Genomic DNA, 15346 nt, shown 5'->3' on the forward strand with positions numbered 1-15346 from the left:
CCCGTTCACCCGAACGTGGGATCAGGCCGCTTCCGACTCGGGGGCGGCCTGATCCGCGTGCAGGGCCGCTTCGGCGGCGACTTCCGGCCGCTCCGCCGGGCGCGTGGGCGGCGTGGACACCGCCGTGGCGGCCACGCCCGCCGCGAGCAGGGCCCGCATGGACACGACGGGCGCTCGTTCTGCTCCTGCTGTCGACATGGCTGCCTCCTGGGACCCCGGGACGCTGTACTTAGGTACACCTAACCAGCGCTCGGTACCATGTCATCACGCGACGCTGCGCCAACGCAATATTTTCCCGACGCCTTGTCGGTACGTTTCCCCGCGAGCCGCCCCGGGCCTACCGCGCGGTCTGCCCCGCCAGGTCCTCCAGCCCGGCCGCGGCCCAGCGCGCGCCGATGCCGCGCACCGCGACCTCGCGCACGTCGTCCAGGACCTCCTCGTGGCCGACCGCCCGCCCGATGACCACGTGCAGCCGGTCGTCGGAGAGCTCCTCCACCTTGCCGTCGCCCCACTCGACGACGACCACGGACTCGGGCAGCGAGACGTCGAGGTCCAGGTCCTCCATCTCCTCCAGCCCGCCTCCGAGCCGGTACGCGTCCACGTGCACCAGCGCCGGACCTCCGCCCAGCGGCGGGTGCACCCGGGCGATCACGAAGGTCGGGGAGGTCACGGCCCCCCGCACGCCCAGTCCCTCGCCCAGGCCGCGGGTCAGGGTGGTCTTGCCCGCGCCGAGCTCGCCGGTCAGCAGGACGAGGTCGCCGGGGCGCAGCAGGCCGGCGATGCGACGGCCCAGCTCCTGCATGGAGGCGGGCGAGTCGACGGTGATCAGGGTTTCGGCGGCGGCCTCGGCCAGGACCTCAGCCGCCGGGCTGCGCGGCGCTTCCCGCGGTACTTCTTCCATGCGCCCCAACGTTAGCCGCTGCGGGCAGGGCTCCGGCGCGGGCCAGCAGGCCGGTCAGCAGCTCGGTCACGGTGTCCGGGCGCTCCAGCATCATCAGGTGCCCGGTGTTCTCCAGCACCACCAGCTCGGCGGCCGGCAGCTGTTCCTTGACGACGACGCTGTGCCCGGGCGGGGTGATCATGTCCCGGTCGCCCGCGACGACGGTGACGGGGACGTCCGCGAACCGCTGGAGGGCGGCGGTCTTGTCGTGGGTCTGGAAGGCCGGGTAGAACTCGGCGACCACGTCGATGGGGGTGGCCTCGATCAGCCGCTCGGCGAAGCGCGCGACGGCCGGGTCCACGTCCTCGGAGCCGAACGAGTACATCTTGATCATGCCGGCGAAGAGGTCGGCGGTGGCCCGGCGGCCCTTCTCCACCAGTTCCACCTGGGAGCCGAGGGCCTTGAGCACCCCGGGCACCAGGCGGCGCAGCGCGCCCACGCCGACGGAGGGCAGCCCGTACGTCACCTCGTCCAGGCCGCCGCTGGAGGTGCCGACCAGGGCCACTCCGAGCACGCGGTCGCGCACCAGCTCCGGGAACTGGTCGGCGAGGGCCATGACGGTCATCCCGCCCATGGAGTGGCCGACGAGGACGAGCGGGCCCTCGGGGGTGGTGGCGTCGATGACGGCCTTGAGGTCGCGGCCGAGCTGGTCGATGGTCAGCGGCTCGCCGTCGGCCTGGGCGAGGCCGCGCATGCTGCGGCCGTGGCTGCGCTGGTCCCAGTAGACGGAGCGGAGCACTCCGCGCAGGGCGGCGCGCTGGAAGTGCCAGGAGTCCTGGCTCAGGCAGTAGCCGTGGCAGAAGACGACGGTGGGCTCGGGCGGGGCCTTGCGCCGCAGCCGCCGCTTGCGGCCGTCGGGCTCGGGCAGTTCGTCGACCTCGTAGTACAGCTCGGTGCCGTCCTCGGCCCGGCAGCTGCCCTCGGTGCCGCGCAGGGAGCCGTAGTCCCCGGTCGCGTCCAGCGCGAGGCGCGCCTTCATGCGGATGCCGCGGCCCACGGTGATCCGTTCGACCGCGACACCGGCCGCGGCGCCCGCCGCTATGACACCGATGGCGGCGCCCGCCCAGCCGGCCTTGCGCCAGTTCTCGCTCACGACGTCGCCGTCCTCACTCAGCCGCCCAGGTACACCCGGGGCACCCGACCTCCGATACGGGTGACGATCTCATACCCGATCGTGTGCGCCGCTTGAGCCCAGTCCTCGGCGGTGGGTTCGCCGCGTTCGGCGTCGCCGATGAGGACGGCCTCGTCGCCCTCGCGGGCGAGGTCCTCGCCCAGGTCGACGACGAACTGGTCCATCGCGATCCGGCCGGCGGCGTGGCGGACCTTGCCGCCGATCAGGACCGGGCCGCGGCCGGAGGCGGCGCGCGGAAGGCCGTCGGCGTAACCGGCGGGGACGAGGGCGAGACGGGTCTCGGACCCGGTGACGTAGTGGTGGCCGTAGCTCACCCCGTGCCCGGCGGGGACGGTCTTGACCAGCGCGAGGGTGGCCTTGAGCCGCATGGCGGGACGCAGGCCGAGCTGGGCGGGGGTGCCGAGCTCGGGCGCGGGCGAGACGCCGTACAGGGCGAGGCCGGGGCGGACGAGGTCGAAGTGGCTCTCGGGGAGGGTGAGGGTCGCGGGCGAGTTGGCGATGTGCCGGACCTCGGGGTCGACCCCCTCCTTCTCCGCGTAGGCGAGCATGTCGCGGAAGGCGGAGAGCTGGAGCTGGATGGAGGGGTGGCCGGGCTCGTCGGCGCACGCGAAGTGCGACCAGACGCCGGTGACCCGGACGCTGCCCTCGGCCTGGGCGGCGACGGCCTCGCCGACCAGCTCGGCCCAGTCGGCGGGCTGGCAGCCGTTGCGGCCGAGGCCGGTGTCGGCCTTCAGCTGGATCCGGGCGGTACGGCCGGCCGCGCGCGCGGCCTCGCGGACCTCGCGCAGGGCCCACAGGGCGCTCACCGAGACGTCGATGTCGGCCTCGACGGCCTCCCGCCAGGGCCCGCCGGGGGTCCAGAGCCAGCACAGCATCCGCCCCTCGATCCCGGCGGCGCGCAGGGCGAGCGCCTCGTCGGGGGTGGCGGTCGCGAGCCACGTGGCGCCGGCCTCCTGGGCGGCGCGGGCACACGGGACGGCCCCGTGCCCGTAGGCGTCCGCCTTGACGACGGCCATCAGCTGGGCCCGCGGCGCCCGCGCGCGCAGGGCGCGTACGTTGTGCCGCACGGCGTCAAGATCGATCTCGGCGTACACGCGCATCGCTGTCTCGTTCATCGCGCACAGTCTCTCAGAACCCCCACCTACCCCCTGATCTGCCCACACCCCCAGCCCCACACCCCGGCCCCGCCGCCCCGATCCAGCCCGGCCGCCCGAAACCCGGCCCCGCTACCCCTCCACCCCGCCGCACCCCTCCAGCTCGCCGCCCCGATCCAGCCCCGCCGGCGTTTGGGGCGCGGGGGTCCGGGGGCGGAGCCCCTGGCAACGGCGCCGCACCGGCCGGGGTCCGGGCGCAGCCCGGCGAACGGAGGAAGGGCGGGGCGGGGAGTCAGCCCGCGCAGCGGCACCCACCCGCCCCCGGCACGGGCCCCGCACCCCGGACGGCCTCACACCCCCGCGACGTCGCGCCAGGCGCCCGGCAGCGCGCCGGCCACCTCATGGGCCAGCACCGGCGCCCCGCCGGCGCCCCGCCGCCCGGCCAGCCCGTGCAGATACGCGGCCACCGCGCCCGCATCGGCCCCGCCCAGCCCCGCCGCCAGCAGCGACCCGGCCAGCCCGGACAGCACGTCCCCGCTCCCGGCGGTGGCCAGCCACGGCGTCCCGGTCGGGTTGACCCGCACGGGACCGGCCGAGCCCGCACCCCCGCCGGACACCAGCGTCGTCGACCCCTTCAGCAGCACGGCCGCCCCGTACCGCCCGGCCAGCTCCCGTACGGCGGCCAGCCGCCCGGCCTCGACCGCTTCCCTCGGCACCCCGAGCAGCGCCGCCGCCTCCCCCGCGTGCGGGGTCAGCAGGGTCGCCGCCCGGCGCCCCCGCACCACCTCGGGGTCCAGCCCGCGCAGCCCGTCCGCGTCCACCAGCACCGGTACGTCCCGGTCGGCGAGCGCCCCCGCGACCTCCGCGGCGCGCCCGGCGCCGAGCCCCGGGCCGACCACCCAGGCCTGCACCCGGCCCCGCCCGACGAGCACTTCGGGGTAGTGCGCCAGTACGGCGTCCGCCGCCGGGCCGACGTACCGCACCGCGCCCGCGCCGCCCCGCAGTGCCCCGGCCACGGCCAGCACCGCCGCGCCCGGGTACTGCTCCGACCCGGCGACGATCCCGACGACGCCCCGCCGGTACTTGTCGCTGGACGCCGTCGGCGCGGGGAGCAGCGCCGCGACGTCGGCGTGCTGCAGGGCCTCCGCGTCGGGGGAGGAGGGCAGTTCGAGCCCGATGCCGACGAGCCGTACGGCGCCCACCCGCGAGGCCCCGGGGTCGATCAGCAGCCCCGGCTTGTACGCGCCGAAGGTGACCGTGACATCGGCCGACACCGCCGGGCCCGCGACCTCCCCGGTGTCCGCGTCGACCCCGCTGGGCAGGTCCACCGCGACGACGACCGCCCCGGCGGGGATCCGCCCGGCCAGGGCCGCGGCCGCCGGGCGCAGTCCGCCGCGCCCGCCGATGCCGACGAGCCCGTCGAGTACGAGGTCGGCCCGGGCCGGGACGGAGTCCGCGAGGCGGCCTCCGGCGGCCCGCAGCGTGGCGAGCCCGCCGGGGTGCACGCGCTCGGGGTCCAGCGGTACGGCCGTCACCCCGGCCCCGCGCCGGGCGAGGCGCGCGCCCGCGTACAGGGCGTCGCCGCCGTTGTCCCCGGGTCCGACCAGCAGGACCACCCGGGATCCGTACACCCGCCCGAGGAGCCCCGCGCACACGGCGGCCAGCCCGGCGGCCGCGCGCGCCATCAGGGCGCCCTGCGGCAGCCGTGCCATCAGCTCGCGCTCGGCGGCCCGTACGGTCTCCACGCTGTAAGCAGTACGCATGGCACCAGCGTGCCCGAAGGGCTATCCCTCGGCGATGACCACGGCGGACGCGACGCCGGCGTCGTGGCTGAGGGAGATGTGCCAGGACGTCACCCCGAGGGCCTTCGCCCGCGCTTCGACCGTCCCGGACACGCGCAGCCGGGGCTGCCCCGTCTCCTCGACGTACACCTCTGCGTCGGTCCACAGCAGCCCGGCGGGCGCGCCGAGCGCCTTGGCCAGTGCTTCCTTGGCCGCGAACCGGGCGGCGAGCGAGGCGGTTCCGCGCCGCTCGCCGCTCGGCAGGGTCATCTCGGAGTCGAGGAAGAGCCGCTGGGCCAGGCTCGGCGTCCGCTCCAGCGCGGCGCCGAACCGCTCGATCTCCGCAACGTCAATCCCCACACCGACGATCACCAGAACAACCCCGTCTACGCCAACTACTCCACCGTCACCGACTTGGCGAGATTACGCGGCTGGTCCACCTCGTTGCCGCGCGCCGTGGCCAGCTCGCACGCGAACACCTGCAGCGGCACCGTCGCCACCAGCGGCTGGAGCAGGGTCGGGGTGGCCGGGATCCGGATCAGGTGGTCGGCGTAGGGGACGACCGTCTCGTCGCCCTCCTCCGCGATCACGATGGTCCGCGCCCCGCGCGCCCGGATCTCCTGGATGTTCGACACGATCTTGTCGTGCAGGACCGAACGGCCGCGCGGCGAGGGGACGACCACGACCACCGGGAGGTCCTTCTCGATCAGTGCGATCGGTCCGTGCTTCAGCTCGCCCGCCGCGAAGCCCTCGGCGTGCATGTACGCGAGCTCCTTGAGCTTGAGCGCGCCTTCCAGTGCCACCGGGTAGCCGACGTGCCGCCCCAGGAACAGCACGGTGTTCTTGTCGGCGAGGGAGCGCGCGAGGGCCCGTACGGGCTCCATCGTCTCCAGGACGGTGTCCACGGCCGCGGCGATGTCCGACAGTTCGCGGATCACCGCCTGGATCTCGTCGCCCCACTTCGTGCCCCGTACCTGCCCGAGGTACAGGGCGACCAGGTAGCAGGCGACCAGTTGCGTCAGGAACGCCTTCGTCGAGGCGACGGCGACCTCGGGACCGGCGTGCGTGTACAGCACGGCGTCCGATTCGCGCGGGATCGTCGACCCGTTCGTGTTGCAGACGGCCAGCACCTTGGCGCCCTGCTCGCGCGCGTGCCGCAGCGCCATGAGGGTGTCCATGGTCTCGCCGGACTGCGAGATCGCGATCACCAGCGTCCGCTGGTCCAGGATCGGGTCGCGGTAGCGGAACTCGCTGGCCAGCTCCGTCTCGCACGGGATGCGGGTCCAGTGCTCGATGGCCAGCTTCGCGATCATGCCCGCGTGGTACGCCGTACCGCACGCCACGATCACGACCTTGTCGACCTCGCGCAGCACCGAGTCGGGGATGCGCACCTCGTCGAGGGTCAGCAGGCCGCTCGCGTCGATCCTGCCCAGAAGGGTGTCGGCGACAGCCTTCGGCTGCTCGGCGATCTCCTTGAGCATGAAGTAGTCGTATCCCCCCTTCTCGGCCGCCGAGGCGTCCCAGTCCACGTGGTACGCGCGCACCTGCGCGGGCGCACCGTCGAAGCCGGTCACCGAGACCCCGTCGCGGCGGAGCTCGACGACCTGGTCCTGCCCCAGCTCGATCGCGGACCGGGTGTGGGCGATGAACGCGGCCACGTCCGAGGCGAGGAAGTTCTCACCCTCTCCAACGCCCACCACCAGGGGGGAGTTCCGGCGGGCGCCGACCACCACGTCCGGTTCGTCGGCGTGCACGGCGACCAGCGTGAAGGCGCCCTCCAGCCGCCGGCACACCTGCCGCATCGCCTCCGCGAGCCGACCGCCGCCGGCCTCCCGGGCCCCGGCCCCGGGCGCGAGCTCCGCGAAGTGCTCCGCCAGCAGGTGCGCCACGACCTCGGTGTCCGTCTCGGACTCCAGCCGGTGCCCGCGCCCGGCCAGTTCGGCGCGCAGCGCGGCGAAGTTCTCGATGATGCCGTTGTGCACGACGGCCACCCGCCCGGAGTTGTCCAGGTGGGGATGGGCGTTGACGTCGGTGGGACCGCCGTGGGTCGCCCACCGCGTGTGCCCGAGTCCCGTGGAGCCGAACGGCAGCGGGTGCCCGACGAGTTCCTTCTCCAGGTTGACCAGCTTGCCGGCCTTCTTGACGTTGGCGAGGCCCCCGTCGGCGAGGACGGCGACACCCGCCGAGTCGTAGCCGCGGTACTCCAGCCGCTTCAGTCCGGCGATGACCACATCGAGCGCCGACTGCGCTCCTACGTAACCCACAATTCCGCACATAGGCCGCAGCGTACGCCGTGGCCGGCCGTCCGCCCGGTACCTGAACAAGACGAAAACCCCGCTCCGGCGAATGCGCCGGAGCGGGGTTGACGGTCGTTCGAACGGCCCTGCGCACGCCGTGAAGCACGCCGCTGCGCACGCCGTGACGCGTGCTCAGCCGAGCTTGCCCACCTGCGCGTCGACCACGGCACCCGGCAGGTCGACCTCACCGGACGGCCGGGCCGCGTAGAAGTTCACGAGGGTGCCGCCCTTGCGGGCCACCACGACCTCGGTCTCGTAGCTCTCCCCGCCCGACTCGGCCCGCACGGAGTACGCGACGGCCTCGTCGGCACGTCCCGCGCCCACTCCGGCCCCGGACCCGGTGGGTACGGCGACCGGGACGACCTCGGTCACCCGCACCGTCCTGCCGCCACCGGTCGCGGAGTAGCCCCCCTCGCAGGCCGGGCCCGCGGCCCGGACCTCGGCGAGGTGCTCCCCGGCGCGGTCGCCCGCGTACGAGCCGAGGGTCACCACCGTCACGGTCGAGCTGGCGGCGTCCAGCGCGGCCTGCCCGCGCTCGCGCTCGGTGGCTCCGGCGGGCAGCGGCAGCGATTCGGCCACCACGGAGGCCCGGGCCCAGCCGGTGCGCCCGGCCGGCAGGAAGCCGACGGCCGCGTAGGCCAGCGCCCGGCACTCGGGCCGGTCGACGCCGGGCAGGGCGCCGTCCTGCGTCCCGGCGGTGATCAGGTGTCCCCCCAGGTCCCCCTGCGCGAGGACCGCGGCGGCCGGCTGCCCGTCCGCCCCGCGGGCCTTCGGCAGGGAGGCGGAGACCACGGCGGAGCCGGAGGGCCCGCCCGTGGCTGCCCCGGCCGCGGGCGCGCACCCGGCGGCCAGCACGGCCAGCGGCGGCAGCAGAAGAAGCGGCAGGAGCGGCGCGTGCCAGGTCAGCGGCACCGCCGCCCCGCTCGTGAAGGTACGTCGTAGCCGTACCGGTCCCCCCACCCGCGTCAGCCGATCTTCTTGGCCTGCGCCTCGACGACCGGCTTCGGCTGGGTGGCCGTACCGGCCACGCTGACGGAGAAGAAGCTGGCCAGGGTGTTGCCCTTGCGCACGACGACGAACTGCATGGTGTTCTTGTCGCCGTCCTTCAGGTCCAGCACCGTGTTGAAGGCGAGGGCCTCGTCACCGGCGGTGACCGGGGCGGAGGGGGCGACCTTCTCGACCTTGGTGGGCTCCCCGTCGACGGTGACCGTGTAGCCGGCGGCGCAGGCCGTGGTCGCGGTCTTCAGCGCGGCGAAGGCCTCCTCGGCGCCCTTGCCGTCGTAGGAGCTGAGGATCACCGACGTACGGGTGATGCTGAGGCCGCCCTTGATCGCGTCGAGCTTCTCCTCGACGGTCGCGTTGTCGGCCGGCTTCTTCGGCTTCTCCAGGGCCGCGATGCCCGCGGTGCCGACGGGGGTGCCGAGCGCCTTGTAGCTCTGGAGCTGGATCACCGGCTTGCAGTCGGCCTTGTCGCCCTCGTACTTCTGCGCCTGCCCGGCCTTGGCGGCCTTGTCCTCCTCGACGGTGAACTCCGGCAGGTCGGCCTGGGCGACGAGCAGCGCGGTCAGCTCCGCCGCCGACTTCGCCTTCGCACCCGCGGCCGGGGCGCTCGCCGAGGCGGCGGGCTTGCCCTCCGGCTTCGCGTCGGCCTTGGTGTCCGAGTCGGAGCCGCAGGCGGTGGCCAGCAGGCTCAGGGACACCGCGGAAGCGGCCAGGACGGAACGACGGACAAGAGCGGTACGCACGAAAGGAACTCCCCCGGGAAACGGACACAGCGCAGCGCAGATCGGCACGGCGGTGCGAACAATGTACGCCCCGCTTCGATCGCGTGATCGGCATTTTTGGCGCGGCCCCCGAATCGTGATCCGCACGAGACTCCGCAGGCTTCCGATCGATACCTGCTCGCGTACAACCCTCCGTCCCCGGCCCCCACCCGCCCCTGCCCGCTCTCCCCCGCCCACGTGACCGACCCCACCACCCACAACCGCCCCCGAGCCCCGACAATGGCGGTGTGATCACATCGCCGACGCGTTGCACGCCGGACCGCGCAACGGAGCGCACCGGCCCCCGCCGGGCTCCCGACGCCTCCCCGTACGTCGACCTGACCCGCGCCGAGTGGAGCGCCCTGCGCGAGCGCACGCCCCTGCCGCTCACCGCGGAGGAGGTCGAGCGGCTGCGCGGCCTCGGCGATGTCATCGACCTCGACGAGGTACGGGACGTCTACCTCCCGCTCTCGCGCCTCCTCAACCTGTACGTCGGCGCCACGAGCACCCTGCGCGGCACCGTGAACACCTTCCTGGGCGACGCCGCCAACGGCCACGGCGCCCAGCAGGGCACCCCCTTCGTCATAGGGGTCGCCGGTTCCGTCGCCGTCGGCAAGTCCACCGTGGCCCGTCTGCTCCAGGCCCTGCTGGCCCGCTGGCCGGAGCACCCGCGCGTGGAGCTGGTCACCACGGACGGCTTCCTGTACCCGATGAAGGAGCTCCAGCGCCGCGGCCTGACCTCCCGCAAGGGCTTCCCGGAGTCCTACGACCGGCGCGCGCTGACCCGCTTCGTCGCGGACATCAAGGCGGGCAAGGACGAGGTCACGGCCCCGGTCTACTCGCACCTGATCTACGACATCGTCCCCGACGAGAAGCTCGTCGTGCGCCGCCCCGACATCCTGATCGTCGAGGGCCTGAACGTCCTGCAGCCCGCGCTGCCCGGCAAGGACGGCCGGACCAGGGTCGGTCTCGCCGACTACTTCGACTTCAGCGTGTACGTGGACGCCCGCCCCGAGGACATCGAGCGCTGGTACCTGGGCCGCTTCCGCAAGCTGCGCGAGACCGCGTTCCAGAACCCGTTCTCCTACTTCCGCAAGTACACCCAGGTCTCCGAGGAGGAGGCCCTGGAGTACGCGCAGACGATGTGGCGGACCATCAACAAGCCCAACCTCCTGGAGAACGTGGCCCCCACCCGCGGCCGCGCCACGCTGGTCGTGCGCAAGGGCCCGGACCACAAGGTGCAGAAGCTGAGCCTGCGCAAGCTGTGAGCACTAGGGTGCGGCCATGCTGCATCTGAGGATGATCACCCCGCACCACCTCACCGAACAGGTCGTCGAGCTGATCGACCAGACGGTCGGCACCACCCACCTGGTCGTGCTGACGGGCGCGGCCCGTGAGCCCGAGGGTGACGTGGTCATGTGCGACGTGGCCCGCGAGGCGGCCGACGAGCTGCTCCAGGAGATGCGCACGCTCGGCATCGGTCAGTCCGGCTCGATCGCCGTCGAGAACATCGACCTGTCGATCTCCCGGCGCGCGGACGCGGCGGAGGAGGAGGCTCCGGGCGAGGCCGCCGACGCGGTGATCTGGGAGCAGCTGGCCGAGTCCACGCACGAGGAGTCGACCCTCACGATCACCTTCAGCGTGTTCCTGATCGTCGCCACGATGATCGCCGCCTGCGGTGTGGTCCTGGACAACGCGATCCTGATCGTGGGCGCGATGGCGGTGGGTCCCGAGTTCGGGCCGCTGGCCGGGATCTGTACGGGTCTGGTCCAGCGGGAGCCGAAGCTCGCCGCCCGCTCGATGTTCGCCCTGCTGGTCGGCTTCGCGGCGGCGATCGTGGCCACGACCGTGTTCAGCCTGGTCATGAACGCGCTGGGGCTGTTCCACGCCGGGATGCTCGACAACCCCCGGCCGAACACCAGCTTCATCTGGCAGCCCGACCCGTTCTCCTTCGTCGTGGCGCTGCTGGCGGGCGTGGCCGGGATGCTGTCGCTGACCTCGGCGAAGTCCGGGGCGCTGGTCGGCGTGGCGATCTCGGTGACCACCGTGCCGGCCGCCGCCAATGCCGCCGTGGCGCTCAGCTACGGGGAGTTCGGCCAGATGTGGGGTTCGGCGCTGCAGCTGCTGCTGAACCTGTGCGGCATCATCCTGTCGGGCACGCTCACCCTCATCGGCTGGAAACTGCTGTGGCGCACCCAGCAGGGCCGGATGACCCGGCCGCCGGGTGCGCCACAGCACAACTTCAAGAAGCGCTGACCGCCGGAGCGGCCGGGCGAGATCCGGAAGAGCCGGCCTAGCCCAGCGCCGATTTCACGACGTCGGCCAGCCGGCCGGCGACGGCGCGCGCCTGCTCGATGTCGGCGGCCTCCACCATCACCCGTACGAGCGGCTCCGTACCGGACGGACGGAGCAGTACCCGGCCGGTCGCGCCCAGCTCGCGCTCGGCGTCGGCGACGGCCGCGGCCAGCTCGCCGGAGGTCCTGACCCGGGACTTGTCCACGTCGGGGACGTTGATCAGGACCTGCGGCAGCCGCTCCATGACCCCGGCCAGCTCGGCCAGCGGGCGCCCGGTGGCCGCGACGCGCGCCGCCAGCAACAGGCCGGTCAGGGTGCCGTCGCCGGTCGTCGCGTGGTCGAGGATGATCACGTGGCCGGACTGCTCGCCGCCCAGCGCGTAGCCGTGCTCCTTCATCGACTCCAGCACGTAGCGGTCGCCGACACCGGTCTGCACGACCTGGATGCCCTCGCCCTCCATGGCCAGCTTGAAGCCCAGGTTGGACATGACGGTGCCGACCACGGTGTTCTCCCGCAGCTGGCCCGCCTCGCGCATGGCCAGTGCGAGCACCGCGAGGATCTGGTCGCCGTCGACCTCGGCGCCGGTGTGGTCCACGGCCAGGCAGCGGTCGGCGTCACCGTCGTGCGCGATGCCGAAGTCGGCGCCGTGCTCGACGACGGCGGCCTTCAGCAGGCCCAGGTGGGTGGAGCCGCAGCCGTCGTTGATGTTCAGGCCGTCGGGCTCGGCGCCGATCGTGACGATCTCCGCGCCCGCGCGGGTGAAGGCCTCGGGCGAGACGTAGGCGGCCGCGCCGTGAGCCTCGTCGAGGACGACCTTGAGGCCTTCGAGACGGTTCGGGAGGACCCCGATGAGGTGGGCGACGTACTTGTCGAAGCCCTCGGTGTAGTCGGAGACGCGGCCGACGCCGTCACCGGTGGGCCGGTCCCAGGGGGCGCCCGTGCGGTGCTCCTCGTAGACGGACTCGATGCGGTCTTCCAGGTCGTCGGCGAGCTTGTGGCCGCCGCGCGCGAAGAACTTGATGCCGTTGTCGGGCATCGCGTTGTGGCTGGCGGACAGCATCACGCCGAGGTCGGCGCCCAGCGCACCGGTGAGGTACGCCACCGCCGGGGTGGGCAGCACACCGACGCGCAGGACGTCCACGCCGGCGCTGGCGAGGCCGGCGACGACCGCGGCCTCCAGGAACTCGCCCGACGCGCGGGGGTCACGGCCGACGACGGCCGTGGCGCGGTGGCCCGCGAAGGTGCCCGCCTCGGCCAGTACGTGCGCGGCCGCCACGGAGAGGCCGAGCGCGAGCTCGGCCGTCAGATCCGCGTTGGCGACGCCTCGTACACCGTCCGTCCCGAAGAGTCGTCCCACTGTTGTCCTCCCGAGTTCACGCTTCGCTTTGTGACCGCATGTGACAGGTATGTGCCGCTTATGGCGGTAAACGAACCGCCCCGGCAGCACAGAGAGTGCTGCCGGGGCGGTTTCGTTGCAGAACAGCAGGCGCAGATTAACGCTTGCTGTACTGCGGAGCCTTACGGGCCTTCTTGAGACCGGCCTTCTTGCGCTCGACCGCACGGTCGTCGCGGGAGAGGAAGCCGGCCTTCTTCAGCGCCGGGCGGTTGTTGTCCACGTCCGCCTCGTTCAGCGCACGGGCGACACCGAGGCGCAGGGCACCGGCCTGGCCGGAGACGCCGCCACCCGAGATGCGGGCGATGACGTCGTAGCGGCCGTCAAGCTCGAGGAGCTTGAAGGGCTCGTTGACTTCCTGCTGGTGCACCTTGTTGGGGAAGTAGTCCTCAAGGGTGCGACCGTTGATCTTCCACTTGCCGGTGCCCGGAACGATCCGGACGCGGGCGATGGCGTTCTTGCGACGGCCCAGGCCGGCGGCCGGCTGGGGGTCGCCGAAGCGGCCGGCAAGCGACTCGGAGGTGTAGTCGCCCTCGACGACGACCTCGGACTCGGTGGTGTACTCCTCGACGCCCTCGAACTCTTCGACGGGGGTCTCGGCGGTGGTCTCGGCCACGATGCTCCTCAGAATTTTCTACGTCTTAGGGGGTGGCCGGAACTACTGCGCGACCTGGGTGATCTCGAACGGCACCGGCTGCTGGGCAGCGTGGGGGTGCTGGTCGCCCGAGTAGACCTTCAGCTTCGAGAGCATCTGACGGCCCAGGGTGTTCTTGGGGAGCATGCCCTTGATGGCCTTCTCGACGGCCTTCTCCGGGTTGTTCGCCAGGAGGTCGTCGTAACGCACGGAGCGGAGACCACCCGGGTAGCCGGAGTGGCGGTACGCCATCTTCTGGGTCGCCTTGTTGCCGGACAGGTGAACCTTGTCGGCGTTGACGATGATGACGAAGTCGCCCATGTCCATGTGGGGGGCGTAAGTCGGCTTGTGCTTACCCCGCAGGAGGGCAGCGGCCTGGGTCGCCAGACGGCCGAGGACAACGTCCTGGGCGTCGATGACGAGCCACTGGCGCGAGATGTCGCCGGGCTTGGGGCTGAACGTACGCACGCGTATGCCTTCGCTTCTTCAGTGGTGGGTCATCCCCGGGGGGTGAGCCCGAGGGACGGGTCCTGACATGGGTCACCACGGACGATCACGACAGCCCTGGTTCACATCGGGGACGCAACCCGTGTGTACCGCTGGTCATCGGCCCGGTGGACCGGCGTAAGGCAAATTCACGTGAGAATGAGCAAGCCAATACGCATAACGAACCAGCAGGGTACCCCTGAAGACCTGGAAGGGTCAAAACGCGGTCCGCGATCCCGTCTGGACGGGGGTAGCGGCGCACTCCGGTTCGGTCCTGGGTGGGGACCCCGTAGTTCGTACGACTTCCAGGGTAACCCGGCCGGACGGCGACGCACGCCACCCGAGGAGCCCCGCGAGCCCGCACAGCGCCAGACAGTCGCGGAACGCCCGCCGCTTGTGCTCGAACTCCGAGGGCCACGGGATGCCCCCCAGCTGGGGCACCAGGGCCGCCCAGAACCAGGGCGAGCGCGGCGCCGACCCCTCCCGCACCCCCGAAGCCAGCAGCAGCGGCAGCACCACCAGCAGGTAGTGGTCGAAGGACGGCCGGGACACCAGGAACGCGGCGAGCATCACCATGCAGGCCGTCTCCGCCAGCCGCAGCTCCCCGCCGTCGGCGTCGTCCGTACGCCGCCACCGCTCCCGTACGGCCCACAGCCCGGCCAGCGCCGCCGCGCCCGCCAGCACCACCGCCACCGGCTGCGGCACCCCCAGCCGGGGCAGCACCGCGATCGGCGAGGCGTCCCAGGGCAGCGCGTAGGCGTCCTGCCCCTGGAAGAGGAACGGCAGCGTCTTGGTGAAGAACAGCGTCGGGCTCGGCATCAGCAGCGCCCCCGCCAGCGACATCCCGGCGGGCACCAGCACCGCCGCGGCCAGCCCCCGCCACTGCCGGGCCAGCACGAACAGCAGCCCGACCGGCACCAGCATCGGCTTGCAGGCGATGGCCAGCCCCACCACCAGCCCGGCCGCGCCCCAGTTCCGCCGGTGCGCGCACAGCAGGGCCACCGGCAGGGCGGCCGCCGAGACCGCCGTCCAGTTCCCGATCAGCACGAGGTTCAGATACGGCTTGTAGGCGAGGGCGAACAGCCCGAGCCCCCCCACCGCGAACCGCGAGCGCACCGGCACCGAGAACAGCCGCAGCGCCGCCCACCAGCCCAGACCCACCAGCCCCGTCATCCCGAGCGGCAGCAGCCAGCGCAGCACCACCTGCGGCAGCAGCGCCTCCGGGACCGCCATGAGCACGGCGCTGGGCAGGTACAGGAAGCGCTTGTCCTCGTACGGGGACACCCCCGCGAGCAGCGCGTCCGCCGCCTTGACCACGAAGGCGTTGTCCGAGCCCCAGTTCGACCGCAGGCTCGTCGAGACGGCGACGGTCAGGAGGATCAGGAGCGAGACCAGCCGCCAGGACCGCGGCGCCGGCTCCAGCAGCCAGGCGATCCGCCGGTCGGCGGGGGACGGACGGTCCCACTTCAAGAACCAGATGCTAGGCCGCAGCCCCACAACACCCTCCCCCTCGACCGTGCCCGCGTCAGAA

The 15346-nt window shown here is 72.9% G+C and carries 15 protein-coding genes; 2 read left to right on the plus strand and 13 right to left on the minus strand.

All coding sequences use genetic code 11. The features are described from left to right. Nucleotides 1-21 precede the first annotated feature (21 nt). The 9 genes from OOK31_RS13735 to OOK31_RS13775 all read right to left on the minus strand — a co-directional run bounded on the left by OOK31_RS13735 (nt 22) and on the right by OOK31_RS13775 (nt 8989). Nucleotides 22-198, minus strand: a complete 177-nt coding sequence (locus tag OOK31_RS13735; RefSeq protein WP_267012739.1) for a hypothetical protein — start codon at nt 196-198, stop codon at nt 22-24. 139 nt (nt 199-337) lie between these two features. Beyond that, nucleotides 338-901 (minus strand): tRNA (adenosine(37)-N6)-threonylcarbamoyltransferase complex ATPase subunit type 1 TsaE, encoded by a 564-nt coding sequence (gene tsaE / locus OOK31_RS13740; protein ID WP_267012740.1) that lies wholly within the window; start codon nt 899-901, stop codon nt 338-340. After that, entirely contained in the window at nt 858-2033 is a 1176-nt protein-coding gene (locus OOK31_RS13745) for an alpha/beta fold hydrolase (protein ID WP_267012741.1), read from the minus strand. Before OOK31_RS13745 ends, tsaE begins: the two co-directional genes overlap by 44 nt. 17 nt (nt 2034-2050) lie before the next feature. Beyond that, entirely contained in the window at nt 2051-3187 is a 1137-nt protein-coding gene (gene alr, locus OOK31_RS13750; RefSeq protein WP_267012742.1) for an alanine racemase, read from the minus strand. Between the two features lie 329 nt (nt 3188-3516). After that, complete coding sequence (locus OOK31_RS13755) at nt 3517-4929, minus strand: bifunctional ADP-dependent NAD(P)H-hydrate dehydratase/NAD(P)H-hydrate epimerase (protein ID WP_267012743.1); 1413 nt, start codon at nt 4927-4929, stop codon at nt 3517-3519. Nucleotides 4930-4950: 21 nt separating this feature from the next. Continuing rightward, nucleotides 4951-5322 (minus strand): holo-ACP synthase, encoded by a 372-nt coding sequence (locus tag OOK31_RS13760; RefSeq protein WP_267012883.1) that lies wholly within the window; start codon nt 5320-5322, stop codon nt 4951-4953. A gap of 20 nt (nt 5323-5342) precedes the next feature. Beyond that, entirely contained in the window at nt 5343-7223 is a 1881-nt protein-coding gene (glmS, locus tag OOK31_RS13765) for a glutamine--fructose-6-phosphate transaminase (isomerizing) (protein ID WP_267012744.1), read from the minus strand. 153 nt (nt 7224-7376) lie between these two features. After that, entirely contained in the window at nt 7377-8204 is an 828-nt protein-coding gene (locus OOK31_RS13770) for a hypothetical protein (protein WP_267012745.1), read from the minus strand. A gap of 5 nt (nt 8205-8209) precedes the next feature. Then, nucleotides 8210-8989, minus strand: coding sequence for a hypothetical protein (locus tag OOK31_RS13775; RefSeq protein WP_267012746.1), 780 nt, complete (start codon nt 8987-8989; stop codon nt 8210-8212). Between the two features lie 266 nt (nt 8990-9255). Between OOK31_RS13775 and coaA the strand changes: the two genes are divergently transcribed. Together coaA and OOK31_RS13785 are read left to right on the plus strand one after the other, a co-directional pair. Next, nucleotides 9256-10275 carry a type I pantothenate kinase gene (coaA, locus tag OOK31_RS13780; protein WP_267012747.1) on the plus strand — a complete coding sequence of 340 codons (1020 nt, stop codon included), beginning with the start codon at nt 9256-9258 and terminating at the stop codon, nt 10273-10275. 16 nt (nt 10276-10291) lie between these two features. Continuing rightward, nucleotides 10292-11263, plus strand: a complete 972-nt coding sequence (locus tag OOK31_RS13785) for a TIGR00341 family protein (protein ID WP_267012748.1) — start codon at nt 10292-10294, stop codon at nt 11261-11263. Between the two features lie 37 nt (nt 11264-11300). On the opposite strand, the gene glmM is transcribed toward OOK31_RS13785, so the two are convergent. The 4 genes from glmM to OOK31_RS13805 form a co-directional block, all read right to left on the minus strand. Continuing rightward, on the minus strand, nt 11301-12659 hold the full coding sequence (gene glmM, locus OOK31_RS13790; protein ID WP_267012749.1) for a phosphoglucosamine mutase: 1359 nt from the start codon (nt 12657-12659) through the stop codon (nt 11301-11303). Nucleotides 12660-12795: 136 nt separating this feature from the next. Continuing rightward, a complete protein-coding gene (rpsI, locus tag OOK31_RS13795) occupies nt 12796-13311 on the minus strand; it encodes a 30S ribosomal protein S9 (RefSeq protein ID WP_267012750.1) in 516 nt (171 codons plus the stop codon). Nucleotides 13312-13353: 42 nt separating this feature from the next. Further along, complete coding sequence (rplM, locus tag OOK31_RS13800; RefSeq protein ID WP_073912858.1) at nt 13354-13797, minus strand: 50S ribosomal protein L13; 444 nt, start codon at nt 13795-13797, stop codon at nt 13354-13356. Nucleotides 13798-14031: 234 nt separating this feature from the next. Next, complete coding sequence (locus OOK31_RS13805; protein ID WP_267012751.1) at nt 14032-15285, minus strand: glycosyltransferase family 87 protein; 1254 nt, start codon at nt 15283-15285, stop codon at nt 14032-14034. Nucleotides 15286-15346 lie beyond the last annotated feature (61 nt).

Origin of the sequence: Streptomyces sp. NBC_00249 (genome assembly GCF_026342355.1) — a bacterium.
Classification (GTDB): domain Bacteria; phylum Actinomycetota; class Actinomycetes; order Streptomycetales; family Streptomycetaceae; genus Streptomyces.

Coding starts and splice junctions, on each gene's coding strand:
- alr (WP_267012742.1), bottom strand. CDS start 3,187: ATGAACGAGACAGCGATGCGCGTGTACGCCGAGATCGATCTTGACGCC.
- OOK31_RS13785 (WP_267012748.1), top strand. CDS start 10,292: ATGCTGCATCTGAGGATGATCACCCCGCACCACCTCACCGAACAGGTC.
- tsaE (WP_267012740.1), bottom strand. CDS start 901: ATGGAAGAAGTACCGCGGGAAGCGCCGCGCAGCCCGGCGGCTGAGGTC.
- OOK31_RS13735 (WP_267012739.1), bottom strand. CDS start 198: ATGTCGACAGCAGGAGCAGAACGAGCGCCCGTCGTGTCCATGCGGGCC.
- OOK31_RS13755 (WP_267012743.1), bottom strand. CDS start 4,929: ATGCGTACTGCTTACAGCGTGGAGACCGTACGGGCCGCCGAGCGCGAG.
- glmS (WP_267012744.1), bottom strand. CDS start 7,223: ATGTGCGGAATTGTGGGTTACGTAGGAGCGCAGTCGGCGCTCGATGTG.